This window comes from Gemmatimonadota bacterium, from assembly GCA_009838645.1.
Taxonomy (GTDB): Bacteria; JAAXHH01; JAAXHH01; order JAAXHH01; family JAAXHH01; genus JAAXHH01.
Map to the genome: position 1 here is coordinate 568,037 of VXRC01000049.1, position 16,880 is coordinate 584,916.

The window sequence follows — 16,880 nt, forward strand, 5'->3', positions numbered from 1 at the left end:
GCCGGGATCACTTTCCCCATTTCGAAACGACAAGGCCCGCCAGCAACCCGACGACTATCCCCGGTGGCACGATCTCGACGTAGGATCCCGTGGAGACCGCCGCGAGCAGAGAAAGCACCGCACCCACCGCGCCGCCGGCCAGCACGTTCTTGCCTACCCCATCGATTCTGCACGCGATCATGCCGACTAGCAGACCCGTGACCAGGCCCTTCGCCGTTCCCCACACGATGATCTCGGTCATCATGCCCTGTGCCTCGGGAATCAGGAACGCGGACAGCCCGTCCAGCAGGCCAAGCACCGCGCCGGCGATCAATCCCAATGGTACGCGCTTCATGACGGCTGCTCCTGTGTATTCAGGTGACAGTTGAACATCCAGTTTGTGCCGTATTTGTCCGTGATCATTCCGAACCGGGCGCCCCAGAAGGTATCCTGCAGCGGCATGGTCACCTCGCCGCCGGCAGACATGGCATTGAACGCCTGCTCCTGTTCATCCACGCTCGCGAAGTCGATCGAAAGCGAGATGTTGGTGTCCGAAGGGACCGTTTCAATATGGTCCGAACCCATGAGCATGTTGTCTCCGAACTGAATGGACATGTGCATGGCCTGACCCACCATGTGGTCGGGGATATCCATGCCGATGTCCTGGTCTTTGCTGTAGTGACTCAGGTTCACGACTGAACCGCCCAGGCAGTCCCGGTAAAACTCGAGCGCTTCCTCGCATTGACCGTTGAATGCCAGATAGGGTACCAGTTTCACGATAGATCTCCTTAAGGTAAGCCACCGAGCGTGTGACGGGTTTGTCAGGTCACCTACCGCGCAGGTGGCGGATTCGTCGACGTCAGTTCACTTTCATGACAAAAGATACAACGCGCGATGTGTTAAAATTGTAAAAATGAGACACAAGTCTAGAGTTCCGCGAATTTAACGTTGTTTTTATCAAAGAACGCCTTCGGTGTGAACCCGGTAAAGGCATTGAATTCCCTGATGAAATGCGCCTGGTCGAAATACCCGCATTCGTGGGCCAGTCGAGTAAGCGTACTGTCCCGGTACCTGTCCAGGTGATGGCAGATGTTCAGGAACCGGCTGGTGCGGGCGAAGGTCTTTGGCGTCGTGCCGACCGTAGCCACGAACTTCCTTTCCAGCTGCTTCCTGGAGAGGCCGACGCATTCACCGACCTCTTCGACGGACAGTTGCCCACCCGTGGACCGGATGAGCTTGACCGCTTCGTCGAGCGCCACGTCATCCTTGTAATGCTCCCCCAGTCGTTCCAACAGGAACCCCTGCAGGACAGAGGCGAAACCCTCGCCGCCCGCCGTCGTATCGCTCGCACCGACCGTGCCGCTCGCTACTGCACGGATTTTCTCCATCAAATCCTCGTAATCGTCCGGCCAAAGGGCCGAGGTGCTCACCGTATCATCCAGAAAACTGTGGACGGGTCTGTCGAAAAAATGATAGGCGCCCCACGGATAGAAGCGTACCGAAACGAAGCCGGTCCGGCCATCGGACTCGATTTCGATGTACTTGCGCATCTGGGAGATTGCGAAACTCCGCGGCTGGACCATGCGCTTTCCACCCGCCACGGTCGTGATCCACGGATCGCCGTAGTGGAATACGATCTCCACGATGCCGTCCGGCACGATGAGCGACCTGGGCGCGTGGTCGTCCTCGTGCTCGGATTCCATCATCCAGACGAGTTGGACGTAAGGCGCGAGGCCGGCGTGCGTTTCGAATTCCCGATAGATCATGACTGATGCGATAGGTAACGGGAAAAGGTGCGTGCGTCAAGTGGGAGCGCGCTCTTGCCTCGGTTCCCTCAGCCGCGTATCTTTCGGAAAACCACATCCAATCACGACGCTGGACAAGCACTGCTCTTCACGGCCGTGTCCTATGAACCTCCGGCTTTCCTATCTGATCTGCGCCACGCCTCGTTGCGGCAGCAATCTGTTATGCGAGGCCCTGCAAAACACCGGTCTCGCTGGGATTCCGGGAGAATACTTCTGGGATGAAGCACGCTGGACCCGGAAGTGGGGTACAGCGAATTACACCGACTATCTGCACGAAGTGATCAAGCGAAGCACCACGAAAAACTGCGTTTTCGGCACCAAAGTCATGTGGGGATACTTCGACGTCTTTGTTTCAAGGGTCCGCGAGACACCTGAATACGGCCGGCAAAACGGCTCTTCACATGAATTGCTGGCGCGGTTGTTTCCCGGTCTGCGCTATATATGGATCACGCGGCGTGACAAGGTGCGCCAAGCCGTTTCCTTTTGGAAGAGTCTGCAGACCCTGGTCTGGTTTAGTAAAGCGGGGATCGACCCTCCCCCACCGCGCAAGGAGCCGGTGTATAGCTTCGAGGCGATTGACCATTTCGTGCAGGAGGTCGTGATGCACGAGGCGGCCTGGCAGGCATACTTCGACCGGCACGCCATCGTCCCATTTACGGTAATCTACGAAGACCTGGCATCCGCTTACGAGGCGACGGCCTTGAAGATCCTGGACTGGTTAGGCCTTTCGTATCCGCCTGACCTTGTCTTCGGCCCAAGGCTGCTTCAGAAGCAGGCCGATGACGTCTCGGAGATCTGGGTAGAGCGGTATCGAAAGGAAAAGCGTGAACGCGGACGACTCGGCGCACCGCACTCCCCCTTTCCCGAGACCACCTGGAGCCGCATGCCGGACTGAGGCCCGACCTTCATTCCGCCCTCGTTCGCACCGGACGCTTTCCCTTGACGCACCCGCGAGGCGCCTGTACCATTTCATGACCGGCGTGTGCAGGACGCCGCCCGTCCGCGGAAAGAACACAAGTTCACCTGTATCGGTTCCCTTCTGCCGTGGCAACCTTCTTCCTGCCCGTACGGCGGACACACGGGTGTGACGGCGGTCTCATGACCGCGCGAAGGAGGTTCCATGCCGTCCCTGCCTTCCCATCCCGATATACGCCATCTCAGGCTGCAGGCGAAAACGCTGCTGAAATCCGCGCGCAGCGGCGAAGAAGACGCCGTCGACAGGATTAGGTCGGCCACCGGCACGCGGCGTGACCGCGTCGTGCTGTCGGACGCCTATCACGCCATCGCCCGGGAACATGGGTTCAAGTCCTGGCCCCACCTGAAGATCCACCTCGAAGTCGCCGCCCGGGACCTGGACGAAAAGCGGGAGATGTTCCTGTCCTCGGCCTGGTTTTGGGGCGATCGGAAACGCGCCGAGGCCGTGCTCGCATCGGCGCCGGAACTTGTCCGGGGAGATATCCACGCCGCCTGCGCCGCCGGTGACGTGGATGCCGTCACGGACATCCTGGCGATCGATCCCGCCGCAGCCACGACGAAGGGCGGCCCGAGAGACTGGACCCCGATCCTTCACGCGACGTGGTCCTGTTTTCTTTCCGAGCGTGCCGACGCCATGGTCCGCATCCTGGAACTGCTCCTGCGGCACGGCGCCGATCCGGACAGCTACTGGGTGAACGATGACGACTGGAAGGAGTCGGCCCTCTACGGATGCGTGGAGAACAACTGCGTGCCGGCGGCCCGGGTACTGGTGGTCGCGGGCGCCGACCCCAACGACAACGAATCCCTGTACCACGCCTGCGAGAAGTTCAACCTGGAACTGCTGGATACGGTCGCGGCGAACGGGCTGGACGCGGAAGCGATTTCCTACTGCATCAAGCACGTCATGGACATGAACTGGACGGAGGGCATCCGGTGGTTTCTCGACCAGGGCGCCGATCCCAACGCCATCCATCCCGCCGACGGGGAAACGTCGCTACACTGGGCCGTAAAGAGAAACAACACGGTAGAAGTGATCGGCACGCTCCTGGAGGCCGGTGCGGACCCCAATGCCCGCACCACGACCGGGAAGAGCACGTCACTCGGGATCGTCGGCCGGACGCCGCTGGATTTCGCCCTGCGACTCGGCCGCGGGGAGGTCGCGGCGCTCCTCAAGCGACATGGCGCTGTACCGTCCCCCCTGTCCGAATACGATCGCTTCATAGTCGCGTGCGCCAAATCGGACCTCGAAGTCGTAGAGCAGCTGAAAGACAGGCAACTACCCGGCCTGACCGAAGACGACCGGACCCTGATCAGCCACGTGGCCCAGGTGGACAACTGGGCCGCGGTCCGTCTCATGGCGGACCTGGGATGGCCGATTGACGCCCGGGGCTGGATGAATGCCACGCCCCTGTACTGGGCCCTGTGCAAGGGGAATCCCGAGATGGTCGACTTCCTCCTCCGGCGGGGCGCTTCCACCGAGCCCATCGGCGGGTATTTCCAGGATCCGATCCACGCCGTGTTGCACTGCCAGTGGAATCGGGATAACGGCGGGTATCCCGCCGCGCTCGGTCTATTGCTCGACCACGGTCTCGGCGTTCCTGAAGGACGCTATCCCAGCGGCAATGCCGCCATGGACGCGGTGCTGACGCAGTACATCGAGGACTGAGGCGGCCATCGCAGGAACGCGGAGGAACCGGGCGAGAAGGCGGGTACCCCGTCCAGGCGCGGCGCTTCGAGACGGGGAGCCTCGATTTGACACCGGGAAACCGGCCACGGTCAACTTGACAAACCAGGGGCGGACGGGTATATAGCCTGTGTTGTAACGCAAACGATACCAGCCGGCAACTGATCATCGAATACTACGCCCGATACGAGGAGGCCCGGCATGGCCCGCATGGTCCACTGCGCCAAGCTCAAAGAGGAACTCGAAGGACTCGATTTCGTCCCCTTCCCCAACGAACTCGGCCAGCGCATCTACGATAACATTTCCAAACAGGCCTGGCAGATGTGGATCAACTATTCGGTCATGGTCATCAACGAGTACCGCCTGAATCTCGCCACGACCGAGGGCCAGGAAGTCTACGACCGGCACCTGGAAGAGTTCTTCTTTGGCGAAGGCGCCGAAATGCCGCCGGGATACCGTCCCCCTCAGACGAAATAAACCGGTCACCGCCGTCACCGCAGCCGTCGCCGCCCCGTGGTTTCATCATGAAGCGTGACGATGATATCCTGCTCATCTCCTGCTATGAACTGGGCCATCAGCCCTTCAGCCTGGCCTCCCCCGCCGCACGCCTGAAATCCGAAGGATATAACGTCTCTGTCGTCGACGCCGCGATCGAACCGGTCCCGGAGGATATCGTCCGCCGGGCGGGTTTCATCGGCATCTCGGTGCCCATGCACACGGCCATGCGGGTCGGGATGGACCTGTCGCGCCGCATCCGGAACCTCAACCCCGGCGCGCATCTCTGCTTCTACGGACTCTACGCCACGCTGAACGCCGAGTATCTCCTGTCCCACGGGGCCGACTCGGTGATCGGCGGCGAGTTCGAACAGCCGCTCTGCGACCTGGTCGGGAAGCTGTGCGACGGCGAATCGTCAGCGGCGACCGGAAAACTCCCTAAGGCCGGAGGTTCCGCTTCGACCGGCGATCACGCATCGGCCGGGGATCACGCATCGGCCGGCGATCCCGCATCGGTCGGCGGTGCGGCCGGTGGTGCGGCTGCCACCCCGAATCTCGCCCGCCAGTCCTGGCTGGTCCCGGACCGCGATACGCTGCCCGGACTGAAGCGGTACGCCCAGCTGGACAACGGCATTGAATCACTTCCCGCCGGGTATACCGAGGCCACGCGCGGCTGCCTGCATACCTGTTTGCACTGCCCGATCACCCCGGTGTACAACGGCCGGTTCTTCGCCGTGCCCGCCGACGTGGTGCTCGCCGACGTGGCCCAGCAGGTACAGATGGGTGCCCGGCACATCACCTTCGGGGATCCGGATTTCCTGAATGGCCCCACCCACGTCCTGCGCATACTAATAAGGGTGGGCGACCCCCCCCCCGGCCTCACCGTCGATTTCACCCCCAAGATCGAACATATAAACCGGCACCCGTGCATTTTACCGGAAGCCCGGGACCTGGGCGGCATCTTCGTCGTATCGGCCGTGGAATCGGTCAGCGACCTGGTGCTGGAGCGGCTCAGGAAAGGACACAACCGCGACGACGTCGTCCAGGCCCTCGCCGTCCTGCGTGACGCGGACCTGCCCATGCGGCCCTCGCTGGTGGCCTTCACGCCCTGGGCGACCCTGGACGACTACCTGGATCTGCTGGATTTCGTCGAAGTCCACGACCTGGTCGACCACATCGACCCGGTGCAGTACACCATCCGCCTGCTCGTGCCACCGGGGTCGGCCCTTCTGTCCGAAGCGGATACCCGCTCATGGATCGGCGAACTGGATGAAGCCGGCTTCACCTACGCATGGCGACATGTCGACGGGCGCATGGATCGCCTGCATCAACAGGTTACCCGTCTTGTGGAGGAGGCCGACGCGTCGGGAGAGGAAAGGGACAACCAGCGGGTGTTCCACCGGATCAGGTGTCTGGCCGCGGAAATGGCGGGCGTCGAGGCGCCTTCGGAGCAGCCTTTTCACGACATCCCGCTCAAACGGCGGCGCGTCCCCAGGCTGACCGAGGCCTGGTTCTGCTGAGCGGAACCCACCGCGAGCCGGAAAGGCTCGTTCATCTAATCTTCGGATATCCGGCTCAGGAAGTATAACCGGTTCAGGAAGTGTATCCGTCCTGGGCGGGACCGCAGTGTTGCGACCGGACCGGCGCCCGGTACTGCACGCGGTGATCGGGCGTCTCCACGCGGATGCCGCCCTGCTGCTTCGAAGTGAGGCAGTGGTCGAGGATGCCGCAGACGGTGAGCGTCCGTTCCACCGGGATCGGGGAAACGCCGGTCTCGAACATCTCGTCGATCTTCGACACCAGGCAGGCGGAATAGGTGACCGGAGGCGTGGGCGGCAGGAAGAACTGGGTCGACTTCGGCTCGGGTTCGTCCTTCAGGCGGGCGGCGAAACAGTAGTCCCCGATGGCGCCGTTGAGCATGAGCAGTGTGGTCTTCAGTCCATCCACGTGTTCGATGAAGTAGGCGGCCGGCTCAGTAGCGAGCCGTTGCAACTCGCCCGTGCCCAGCAGGTCCTGGGTTCGTCCGTCCTCGTCCGTAAGCCCCTTCGGACTGTCGCAGCGGGACAGCGCCGATTCCAGCAGTTCCTTCGAATAGCGTCCCTGCTCGCCCGCTTCCCACACGGCGTCGTCCACGATCATCTGCACTGCCTTGACCCCCGTTTCTCCTCCCCTGCGGCGCTCGATCATGCTCTGCATGGCTTCGAGGGCGTGGTAGTCCATGGCGTCCGAACCGCCGACGCCCACCATCAACGCTTCCTCGATGTCGCATTCCAGCGGGAGTTCCAGGTCGGGCAGCCGCCAGGTGACCGGCAGGCTCGAGCCCGCGAGCACCGGAAAACCGAGCCGCTTCGAATCGGCCACCATCTCCAGCCCCCGGTCGAAGCTGTAGGACAGGTTCTTGTCGTTGTAGACCGGCACCGAGCGGCCGTCCTGCTCGAACACCTCGACGCAGGCCTTGAACATCTCGTAGCGCGGGTAGAGTTTCTGTCCTTTTTCGTTGTTCGGATAATCGCCGTGCTCGCAGATGATCAGGATCCCGTCCACCGCCAGCGTATCCCCGCCGCACCGTAGTGCTTCGGCGATGGTGGGATAGACCTCGAAACCGAACTCTCGGGCGCGGCCGGTACTCTGGTCGCCCTCGGGCCGCTGGTCGACGTAGAGTGACACCACTTCCACGTCCGGCCGGTGCCAGCGGCCGGACCGCGGATAGCCCACGAGGAACCGGTCCGCGAAATGCTGTGAGTGAGACAGATAGGTGTAGATGGAACTGATGACGGCGAGCCGTTTGGCCATGATGTCAATATCTCCAGAACGTGGAGCGCGCAGGCGCCGGGTAGGCGACGTCGAGATGGGGCGTTTCGAGGCGCACCTGTCCCTCGTGCAGGCTGTCCACCCCCGCTGCGGTGAGGCCTGTCGTCAGCAGAGTCCGTTCCACGGGATAGGCGGCCTCGCCGGTGAGGAACATCTGCTCCACGTTGTTGACCTGCGGCGAGAAGAAGTTGGCCAGCGAAGTCCGCGCGGGCGGCATGGGAAGGTACATTTGCGTCGACAGCGGTTCGCTCCGCCCCGCGAGGCGCGCCGCGAAGTTGAAGTCCTCCACCAGTCCGTTGAAGAGGATCATGGTGCACCGGAGCCCGTCGCGGTGCTCGTAGGTGTAGGACACCGGATCTTCCACCATCCGCTTCATCTCGTTGATGGTCGGGAAGATATGGTTGAAGCCGTCGCGGGAGGGTTTCAGCGTATGGCTGCGGCAAAGCGCCGCTTCGAAGAGTTCGCGGGACCACACCTCGTCGTGGTAGGCTTCCCAGAAGGCATCGCCACGCCGGGCGTGGAGCCAGGCTACACCCGTCTCGCCGCCACCGCGCCGTTCGACCATGCACTGCAGGGTCTCCAGGCCGTGGAAGTCGTAGCTGTCGACCCCGCCGTAGCACACGCACATGGCCTCCTCCACCTCGGTGTGCAGCGGCATGTCGACAGAGGGCGTCCGCCAGGTGACCGGCAGGCTGGACCCCGCCATGAAGGCGAACCCCAGCCGCCGCGAGGTATCGTACATCTCCCGGGCCCATTCCCAGTTCCACGACAGGTGCTTGTCGTTGAAGATCGGCGCGGCACGGCCGCTGGCCTCGTAGACCTCCACGATCTCGCGGAACAGTTCGTAGCGAGGATAGAGCCGCTGCCCCTTCTCGTTGGTCGGATACTCGCCGTGCTCGCCCACCAGGAGGACACCGTCCACCTGCAGCGAATCCCCGCCCAGGGTGAGCGCTTCGGCGACCGTGGGGTAGATCTTCATGCCGGGGAACCGGGCGGCCCGGTCCCGGCTGAGATCATTCTCGCGCACCTGGTCCACGTACAGGGAGACCAGGTCCATGGGCGGGTGGTGGTGCCGTCCGGCCCAGCCGTACCCCTCCAGGAAGCGGTCCACGATATGCTGGGTGTGGGCGTAAGGATGGTAGATGGTCGTGATCGCGGCGATCTTCGGTCGGTTGGCCATGGTCGTAAGCTAGACGCGCCCCCGATCGCCGTTGTCCGCGTTCCGGTCGTGCTTGATCACGGACATGGCCGATGCGATGATGGAACTGACGTCACTGAGATTGGACGGAATGATCAGGCTGTTGCCCGACTTGGCCAGGTTGCCGAAGGTTTCGATGTACTGCTCGGCCACCCGCAGCTGCACGGCCTCGTCGCCTCCGTCCGACTTGATGGCGCCGGCTATGGCCCGGACACCCTCGGCCGTGGCGTTGGCGACGGTGAGGATGGCCTGGGCTTCGCCCTCGGCTTCATTGATCTGCTGCTGCTTCGTGGCCTCGGATTCCTTGATGACCTTCTGCTTCTCGCCCTCGGCCTGGTTGATGTTGGAGTCGCGCAGCCCCTCCGAATTCAGGATGGCCGCCCGCTTCTCCCGTTCCGCCCGCATCTGCTTCTCCATGGCCTCCAGGACGTCCCGGGGCGGACTGATGTTGCTGATTTCATACCGCAGGACCTTGACGCCCCAGGGATCGGACGCCTTGTCCAGTTCGCTGACGACGGCAAAGTTGATGGCGCCGCGCTCTTCGAAGGTCTTGTCCAGGTCGATCTTGCCGACCTCGCTTCTCAGGGTCGTCTGGGCGAGTTGCGTGATGGCCAGGTCGTAATCGGCTATGCCGTAGGAGGCCCGCTCCGCGTCCAGCACCTGCATGTAGAGTACACCGTCCACGCCGACCTGCACGTTGTCCCGCGTGATGCAGAGCTGTTCAGGAATGTCGATGGACTGTTCCTTCAGCGTGTGCCGGTAGGCCACCCGGTCCACGAAGGGCAGCAGGATGTAGAAACCGGCATTCAGCGTCTTGCTGTACTTCCCCAGCCTTTCGATGACGCGGGCTTCCTGCTGCGGCACGACGATGATCAGGTTTCTCAGGAATATAATCGCAGCGATCGCGACGACGATGGTTACGATCAAGGTTTCCATTACAGATTCCTTCCAGCGTAATTGATGACGGAAGAGGTCGTAAAGAACCCCTCGACGCCATCCGGGTTGAGTTTACGCGCTTCTTACCCAGAGTGAGACGCCTTCAACACTTTCGACCAGGCAGGCCTGTCCCTTTTCGATAAGCGTGTCTCCCTTGTTCACGGCGTTCCAGCTCGTGCCCCGCACTTCCACCTTGCCGGTGCCATTGGCCGGGATGTCCTCGAGGGCCTTTCCCGATTCGCCCTCCAGGGTGTTGATTTTGGTAGCGGGTTCATCGGGATTAAGTCTTTCGGTCAGCATCCGGCGGAACAGGACGAGCGAGGCGATGGAGACAACGGAAAACAGGAGAAACTGAACCCAGGTTGTTTCCACCAGGCCTACCCAGGCCAGCACGCCGACCACGAGCGCGGCGACGCCGAAGAACAGCAGGTAGAAAGCGCCTGGCGTGGCCATCTCGGCCAGGCAGAGCAACACGCCGCCAACAATCCAGACCCACCAGGCCATCAGCCCCTCCCGGAATCAGGTAAATCGCCGTCAGGACGTCACACTTCGAGCAGCAAAGCCGCGGGCACCTCGATCAGGGACTTGACCCTGGCCAGGAACTGCACGGCTTCCCGGCCGTCGATGATCCGGTGGTCGTAGCTCAGCGCCACGTACATCATGGGACGGATCACGACCTCTCCGTCGACGGCCACAGGACGGTCGTCGATGCGGTGCAGCCCCAGTATGCCGACCTGCGGCGGGTTCAGGATGGGCGTGCTCAGCATCGAACCGAAAACCCCTCCGTTCGTGATCGTAAAGGTGCCGCCGCGCAGATCCTCCAGCGAAAGTTTGCCCTCGCCGGCCTTTGCCGCGTACTGTCTGATATTGCTTTCGATCTCGGCGAATGACATGCGGACCGCGTCCCGCAGGACCGGCACCACGAGTCCGTCCTCGGCGCCCACCGCGATCCCGATGTCGTAGTAGTGCTTCCTGACGATCGCGTCCCCGCGGATCTCGGCATTGAGTTCGGGGAAATCCCTGAGCGCGCCGATCACGGCCTTGACGAAGAAGGACATGAATCCCAGCCGCACGCCGTGCCGTTCCTCGAAGGCCTCGCGGTTCCTTCGGCGTATCGTCATCACCGTGCTCATGTCGATCTCGTTGAAGGTCGTCAGCATCGCCGCGGTCTGCTGCGCCTCCACGAGCCGGCTGGCAATGGTGCGCCGGCGCCGGGACATAGGCACGATTTCCTCCCGGTCGTCACCGACCGGGTCGGCCGCGGGCGTCGTGGGTTCGGCCGCACGCGCTGCTGGTTCGGCCTCGGGCGCTGTGGGTTCGGCCGCACGTGTCGCCACCGCGCGTTCCACGTCCTCCCTGCGGATCCGGCCACCCATCCCGGTCCCTTCCACGTCCGACAGGGAAATCCCCGCTTCATCCGCAATGCGCCGTGCCACGGGCGTTACCCGGTCGTCGGTGACCGCTTGGGACGGCCCTGACGCTTCCCGGGCGGATACGGGGGGTTCATCCGCGGAACCGGATTCTATTGCGGAAGCGGGTTCAGCCGCGGTTGCGGATTCATCCGCTGACGCGCCCTTGCTGTCCGTACTTCCCGCGCTGTCCGTGCTGTCCGTCGCCGCCGCTTCGCCGCTTTCGTCCAGTACGCCGAGGAGGTCGCCGATGCGGACGTCCTCGCCCGCGGCCCGTTCGATACGGGAAAGTACACCGCTGTCGTTGGCATTCACTTCGAGGGTGACTTTCTCCGTCTCGAGTTCCAGGAGGGCTTCGCCGGTCGTGACCGGGTCGCCTTCCTGTTTGAACCACTGGACGACAGTTGCCTCTACGATGGATTCACCCAATTGCGGCACGGTGATATCGATGGCCATTCAAACTCCCGGGGTCTTCACTTCGTATTCGGCAGTTCAATTCAAAAGAGGTTCAGGACAACTGCGATTTAGATTTACTTCGGCCAGACTGAAGGGGCTGCCTCGAGCCAGCATGTTCCGGCTTCCAGACGCATGCCCGAATCGTACAAAATGCGCCGGACGCGGCGATCTGTCAATGCATCTCTATATTTCCCGATGCGCCCATGGCAAAGGCCATTTCAACGAGGTTTTTCTGGTTGTGGTTGTGAATAGCCGTCGAACCCTCCGAGGGCACCGCGCTCGGCGGGCGGGATACGCGGTAGACCGGGCACCGGCCATCCAGGACTGTCTCCAGGACCTTGCGGTTGTAGTCCCAGGCGCCCATGTTCTCCGGTTCTTCCTGGAGCCAGACGACTTCCTCCAACCCGGGGAACTCCCCAACGATCCGGGCCACCTGGTCCTCCGCAACCGGGTAGAGTTGTTCAATGCGAACGACCGCGGCATGGGTTGCGCTTTCCCACAGTTCGTCGTTCATCAGGTCGACGTACACTTTGCCGCTGCAGAACACCAGTCTCCGGATCTTCTCCGGATGTTCCTTCGCACGCTCGTCTTCGATAATCGGCATCCATTTCCCTTCGGCCAGCTCGCGGGCGGTAGAAGCCACGTCGGGATGACGCAACAGGCTCTTGGGCGTCATGATGATGAGGGGCAGCGGGTCGGATTCGAGTAGCCTCGACTGCCGCCTCAGCAGGTGGAAGTACTGGGCCGCCGTGGTGCAGTTGGCAATGCGTATGTTGAAATCGGCGCCGAAGGACAGGAATCGCTCCATCAGCCCGCTGGAGTGATCCGGCCCCTGCCCTTCGAATCCGTGCGGGAGCAGGATGGTCAGGGACGAGGTCTGCCCCCACTTGGCCCGGCCGGAAACGAGGAATTCGTCGATGATGATCTGGGCGCCGTCCACGAAGTCGCCGTACTGGGCTTCCCAGAGCACGAATCGCTCCGGCGCCTGGATGCTGTACCCGTACTCGAATCCCAGCGCGGCGTATTCGGTCAGCGGCGTGTTCCGCGTCTCGAAGGAGGCATTCGCCTGGGGCAGCCGGCGCAGCGGCGTCCAGGCCCGGTCGGTCTCGTAGTCGTGCAGCACGTTGTGCCGCTGGCTGAAGGTTCCCCGCTCCACGTCCTGGCCCGTGAGGCGGACCGGCACGCCGTCCTCGATGATGGTGGCGAAGGCCAGGGTCTCGGCATGGGCCCAGTCGATTTTCCGGGCGTCCACGTCGTCCAGCGCCCGCCGACGCCGTTCGATCACCCGCTTGAGCCTGGGATGGAGGGTGAATTGATCCGGAAACGTCCACAGCGCCTTGTTCAGGTTCTTCAGCCGCCGCATGGAAACGGAAGAACGCGTCCGCCGGGCGGTTCCCGACCTCGGCGGCTTGTAATAGGGCTCCATGAGCATTTCTTCCGGTTTCAATTCATCCAGCATCGTCTGCATGGCCCCCATGCGGCCGGCGACCAATTCCTCCGGCTTCCCCGCTTCGATCCGGCCCTCCGCCACGAGCCGGTCGGCCCACAGCTTCCTTACCGTCGGATGCGCGTCGATCCGCCGGTAGAGACTGGGATGGGTGAGCGATGGGTCGTCTCCCTCGTTGTGGCCGTGCCGGCGGTACCCGATCAGGTCGATCAGGAAGTCCTTGCGGAACTTGACGCGGTAGGCGTAGGCGATGCGGGCGGCCTCCAGACAGGCCGCCGGGTCGTCGGCGTTCACATGAATGATCGGGATTTCAAATCCCCGCGCGATGTCGCTGGCGTACAGCGTGCTGCGGGACTGTTCCGACGGTGTGGTGTACCCGAGTTGGTTGTTGGTGATGAGGTGGATCGTGCCGCCCGTCCTGAATCCCGGGACGCGGTAAAGCGTAAAGGTCTCCGCGACGACGCCCTGTCCCGAAAACGCCGCATCGCCATGGATCAGAATGGGCAGGTTCCGCTCGGGCAGGGGCCGGACGTCCCCCGGCAGGTTGACGATCGTCCCCGCGGCGCGGGCCATGCCCTCGAGCACCGGATTGACCGCTTCCAGGTGGCTGGGGTTCGGTGCGAGGTGGATATGCAGGTCCACTTCCATGCCCTGCCGGTCCTGGTATCTGCGCTGGGCGCCGCTGTGGTACTTCACGTCGCCGGTCCAGCCCGTGTCGTTGCCGGTCTTGTTGACCCGCTGCACCGGGTCCCGGAATTCGGCCAGGATGTGTTCGTAGGGTTTGTGCAGGATGTGGGCCAGCACGTTGAGCCGGCCCCGGTGGGCCATGCCGATCAGGATGTTGCAGGTGTTGTTCTCCGCGGCCTCGCCAATCACCCCGTCCAGGACGAGGATCATGGTGTCAAGGCCTTCGATGGAGAACCGGGTCTTGCCGGGGAAGGTCCGGTGCAGAAACTGCTCGAAGACCTCCACCTCGGTGAGACGGTCGAGGATGGCCAGTGCGCTCTCGTCATCTTCCGAGGGTCTGAACCGCCCCGTTTCCGCGGCCTCCTGCAGCCATTCCCGCTCTCCGGGCACCTCGATGTGCATGTAGTCGTAACCGGTGGTGGAGGAATAGACGCGCTTGAGTTTCTTGAGGGCCTCGGAGGCGTTGCCGCACTGCTGGCCCACCGGACCGCCGATAAGGGAGGAGGGCAGTTGTCGCATGGTCACTTCGGTCACGCCCTGCGCCTCCAGTTCCAGCTCGGTCAGGGGGTCGCCCAGTGCGGCGTCGTCCTCGGTCGCGAAGACGGAATAGGGAAAATACCTGGGATCGGCCAGGGGGTCCAGGTGGGCGCCGAGATGTCCATACTCGCGGACGTTCTGGGCGAGATTGGCGATGAAGACGATCTGGTCGATACCGGCCGGACTGGCGCTGCCGTCTGCGCTGGCGGCGCTGGTGACGCCGTCGGCTCTGGCGGGGCTGGCGGCGCTTGAAGTGCCGTCGGTGCCGGCAGTTGGATCTCCGTCGAGGTCGGCTGCATGGCGGGAGAACAGCGCGCGGGTTTCCGCGTCGACAGATTCGGGATCTTCGAGGTATTGCTCGTATAACGCGATCACGTAACCGGCGTTTGGGCCATGGAACTCGCGCAAGAGATCCAACTCGAATCCTCCCACGGGCGATTGATTTCGACGTGGCTGGCGGGCGGGGAATCAATGCCTGGCGAAGGCCTCTCAGACTCCGGTTCATCGCCGTTTCAACCCGCATACGAAGATAGAGGCGCCACCGGGGAAAGGCAAATGAATTGTAGGGGTTCCGGGTGAGTGCTGAAGCGCCGGATGCAGGTCCCTTTCCCCGATTAGTGCCTTGACTTTTGACTTGCGTATGCATTACTTCCAGATTTCGATCTTAATCCGTATCAACCGGTTGTTTCGAGGAGTTTCGACCTCATGGACCTGAGTGGGTTGAAAGGCAGGACCGTCGGCGCCGCGGTATCGGGCGGACTGGACAGTTGTACCGTCACCCGGTGGCTGGCGGATCACGACGTGGACGTGGTTTGCGTGACCGCCGACCTGGGCCAGCCGGATGAAGAACGCATCGACTACGTCGCCGAACGCATGATGCGGTGCGGCGCGAAGGACGCCGTAATCGTAGACGCGAAGGATGAACTGGCGCAGGCCGGCATCGAGGTCATCCAGTGCCAGGCCGCCTACGAGGGGAACTACTGGAACACGACCGGCATAGCCCGTCACATTACGGTGCGGACCCTGCTGCCCGAGCTCAAGAAGCGCGGCATCGATATCCTCTCCCACGGCGCGACAGGCCGCGGGAACGACCAGGTCAGGTTCCAGCTCGTGGCCAACATGATCGACCCTTCGGTAGAGGTCTACGCCCCCTGGAGGGACCAGGCCTTCCTGGATGATTTTCCCGGACGAAAAGAGATGATCGACTTCTGTGAAGACCGCGAGTTGCCGATACAGGCTTCCCACGAGAAACCCTATTCCACGGACGCGAACATCCTCGGACTGACTCATGAGGCCGGCCGCCTCGAGTCGCTCGAAACCCCGGCCGGTTTCATCACGCCCGGCATGGGCGTCCATCCCCGGGAAGCGCCCGATGCGCCCGAACGGTTTGCCGTCCGCTTCGAACAAGGCGTACCGGTCCGGATTAACGGAGACCCGGCGACGCCGCTGTCGGTCATCGAGACGGCCAATCGGATCGGCGGCAGAAACGGCATCGGGATCGGGATCCACACGGTGGAAAACCGCTTCGTGGGCATCAAAAGCCGGGGCGTCTACGAGTCGCCGGCCATGACGCTCCTCGGTCAATGCTACGAGTTCCTGCTGCAGCTCATTCTCGACCGCCGCGCCCGGCGTTCCTTCGACCAGGCCTCGGAAGTCATCGCGGAGCAGATCTACCAGGGCTACTGGTACGATCCCGCCACCCAGGCTTTGCGGGCATCCGTCGACGTGTTCAACCAGCTCGCCACGGGGACCATCCAGGTCGATCTGTACAAGGGCGGCGTGTCCTTCGTGTCGGCCGAGAACGTCCCTAACTCGCTCTATTCCGAGACAACGGCATCCATGGAGGGCGTGGGGGATTTCGACCACAAGGATTCCGAGGGATTCCTGGGCGTGCTGGGGGTCAGCGCACGGGCTCTCAAATCATCCGGTCAGACCACCCAGACGCGGTAGGCCGGATCGCGCACGTTGAAAACCGCACACGTTGAAAACCGCACACGTTGAAAACCTGGAGACTATATTTATGCCGGTCGGCAGCAAAAACCAGTTGGTTCCCGGATGCGGCACGCATCACGTCGCCGTTCAGACACGGGACTGGAACGCATCGCTGCGGCTGTACCAGGATGTCCTGGGCATGCAGCCCGTGGCGGAATTCGGCCCCGCCGAGCGGAGGATCATGCTCCTCGACGCCGGGGACGGCAGTCACATCGAACTGTTCCAGCCCACGAACGATACCCCTTTGCCGGGCGGTCCCTCGCCCAATGACCCGGTCACCCATATCGCGCTGGCCACGACGGATGCGCGGACTGCGATCGAACACGTCCGGTCCCACGGATACGAGGTGACGATCGAACCGAAAGAGGTCAATCTGGGAGGACTCGAAGTGACCGTCGCTTTCTTCAATGGCCCGTGCGGCGAGGTGATCGAGTTCTTCCAGGAGCATTGACCGAGCAACGCAGGGACC

At 62.8% G+C, this 16,880-nt stretch carries 15 protein-coding genes; 6 read left to right on the forward strand and 9 right to left on the reverse strand.

Annotated elements, in window-relative coordinates; all coding sequences use genetic code 11:
• Positions 1-7: 7 nt before the first annotated feature.
• From F4Y38_16400 to F4Y38_16410, 3 genes are all read right to left on the reverse strand, one after another.
• Positions 8-334, reverse strand: coding sequence for a hypothetical protein (locus F4Y38_16400; GenBank protein MXY50862.1), 327 nt, complete (start codon positions 332-334; stop codon positions 8-10).
• Complete coding sequence (locus F4Y38_16405; GenBank protein MXY50863.1) at positions 331-804, reverse strand: VOC family protein; 474 nt, start codon at positions 802-804, stop codon at positions 331-333. Before F4Y38_16405 ends, F4Y38_16400 begins: the two co-directional genes overlap by 4 nt.
• A 101-nt stretch (positions 805-905) precedes the next feature.
• Positions 906-1,745 carry a helix-turn-helix transcriptional regulator gene (locus tag F4Y38_16410; GenBank protein ID MXY50864.1) on the reverse strand — a complete coding sequence of 280 codons (840 nt, stop codon included), beginning with the start codon at positions 1,743-1,745 and terminating at the stop codon, positions 906-908.
• Here F4Y38_16410 and F4Y38_16415 point away from each other — a divergent pair.
• From F4Y38_16415 to F4Y38_16430, 4 genes are all read left to right on the forward strand, one after another.
• Complete coding sequence (locus tag F4Y38_16415) at positions 1,744-2,679, forward strand: hypothetical protein (protein MXY50865.1); 936 nt, start codon at positions 1,744-1,746, stop codon at positions 2,677-2,679. The two genes, F4Y38_16410 and F4Y38_16415, sit on opposite strands and share 2 nt — an antisense overlap.
• Before the next feature lie 225 nt (positions 2,680-2,904).
• Entirely contained in the window at positions 2,905-4,425 is a 1,521-nt protein-coding gene (locus F4Y38_16420) for a hypothetical protein (GenBank protein ID MXY50866.1), read from the forward strand.
• Between the two features lie 219 nt (positions 4,426-4,644).
• Positions 4,645-4,920 (forward strand): oxidative damage protection protein, encoded by a 276-nt coding sequence (locus F4Y38_16425; protein MXY50867.1) that lies wholly within the window; start codon positions 4,645-4,647, stop codon positions 4,918-4,920.
• A gap of 44 nt (positions 4,921-4,964) precedes the next feature.
• Positions 4,965-6,458, forward strand: coding sequence for a radical SAM protein (locus F4Y38_16430; protein MXY50868.1), 1,494 nt, complete (start codon positions 4,965-4,967; stop codon positions 6,456-6,458).
• A gap of 73 nt (positions 6,459-6,531) precedes the next feature.
• Here the strand turns inward: F4Y38_16430 and F4Y38_16435 are convergent, their stop codons facing one another.
• The 6 genes from F4Y38_16435 to F4Y38_16460 form a co-directional block, all read right to left on the reverse strand.
• Positions 6,532-7,734, reverse strand: a complete 1,203-nt coding sequence (locus tag F4Y38_16435; GenBank protein ID MXY50869.1) for a hypothetical protein — start codon at positions 7,732-7,734, stop codon at positions 6,532-6,534.
• A gap of 1 nt (position 7,735) precedes the next feature.
• Positions 7,736-8,929 carry a hypothetical protein gene (locus F4Y38_16440; protein ID MXY50870.1) on the reverse strand — a complete coding sequence of 398 codons (1,194 nt, stop codon included), beginning with the start codon at positions 8,927-8,929 and terminating at the stop codon, positions 7,736-7,738.
• Positions 8,930-8,938: 9 nt separating this feature from the next.
• Complete coding sequence (locus tag F4Y38_16445; GenBank protein MXY50871.1) at positions 8,939-9,883, reverse strand: paraslipin; 945 nt, start codon at positions 9,881-9,883, stop codon at positions 8,939-8,941.
• Positions 9,884-9,955: 72 nt separating this feature from the next.
• Positions 9,956-10,387, reverse strand: a complete 432-nt coding sequence (locus F4Y38_16450) for an NfeD family protein (GenBank protein ID MXY50872.1) — start codon at positions 10,385-10,387, stop codon at positions 9,956-9,958.
• Between the two features lie 38 nt (positions 10,388-10,425).
• The gene (gene odhB, locus F4Y38_16455; protein ID MXY50873.1) at positions 10,426-11,748 is read right to left on the reverse strand and encodes a 2-oxoglutarate dehydrogenase complex dihydrolipoyllysine-residue succinyltransferase; all 1,323 of its coding nucleotides are present in this window, start codon (positions 11,746-11,748) and stop codon (positions 10,426-10,428) included.
• Positions 11,749-11,920: 172 nt separating this feature from the next.
• Complete coding sequence (locus F4Y38_16460; protein ID MXY50874.1) at positions 11,921-14,836, reverse strand: 2-oxoglutarate dehydrogenase E1 component; 2,916 nt, start codon at positions 14,834-14,836, stop codon at positions 11,921-11,923.
• Positions 14,837-15,124: 288 nt separating this feature from the next.
• Here F4Y38_16460 and argG point away from each other — a divergent pair, with 288 nt between their 5' ends.
• The gene (gene argG / locus F4Y38_16465) at positions 15,125-16,369 is read left to right on the forward strand and encodes an argininosuccinate synthase (GenBank protein ID MXY50875.1); all 1,245 of its coding nucleotides are present in this window, start codon (positions 15,125-15,127) and stop codon (positions 16,367-16,369) included.
• A 70-nt stretch (positions 16,370-16,439) separates the two neighbouring features.
• Entirely contained in the window at positions 16,440-16,862 is a 423-nt protein-coding gene (locus tag F4Y38_16470) for a VOC family protein (protein ID MXY50876.1), read from the forward strand.
• The last annotated feature ends 18 nt before the right edge of the window (positions 16,863-16,880 follow it).

Excerpts from the sequence above, each read along its gene's own strand:
- F4Y38_16440 (MXY50870.1), bottom strand. The coding sequence starts at position 8,929 with ATGGCCAACCGACCGAAGATCGCCGCGATCACGACCATCTACCATCCT.
- F4Y38_16445 (MXY50871.1), bottom strand. The coding sequence starts at position 9,883 with ATGGAAACCTTGATCGTAACCATCGTCGTCGCGATCGCTGCGATTATA.
- F4Y38_16415 (MXY50865.1), top strand. The coding sequence starts at position 1,744 with ATGACTGATGCGATAGGTAACGGGAAAAGGTGCGTGCGTCAAGTGGGA.
- argG (MXY50875.1), top strand. The coding sequence starts at position 15,125 with ATGGACCTGAGTGGGTTGAAAGGCAGGACCGTCGGCGCCGCGGTATCG.
- F4Y38_16425 (MXY50867.1), top strand. The coding sequence starts at position 4,645 with ATGGCCCGCATGGTCCACTGCGCCAAGCTCAAAGAGGAACTCGAAGGA.
- odhB (MXY50873.1), bottom strand. The coding sequence starts at position 11,748 with ATGGCCATCGATATCACCGTGCCGCAATTGGGTGAATCCATCGTAGAG.
- F4Y38_16400 (MXY50862.1), bottom strand. The coding sequence starts at position 334 with ATGAAGCGCGTACCATTGGGATTGATCGCCGGCGCGGTGCTTGGCCTG.
- F4Y38_16420 (MXY50866.1), top strand. The coding sequence starts at position 2,905 with ATGCCGTCCCTGCCTTCCCATCCCGATATACGCCATCTCAGGCTGCAG.
- F4Y38_16410 (MXY50864.1), bottom strand. The coding sequence starts at position 1,745 with ATGATCTATCGGGAATTCGAAACGCACGCCGGCCTCGCGCCTTACGTC.
- F4Y38_16450 (MXY50872.1), bottom strand. The coding sequence starts at position 10,387 with ATGGCCTGGTGGGTCTGGATTGTTGGCGGCGTGTTGCTCTGCCTGGCC.
- F4Y38_16470 (MXY50876.1), top strand. The coding sequence starts at position 16,440 with ATGCCGGTCGGCAGCAAAAACCAGTTGGTTCCCGGATGCGGCACGCAT.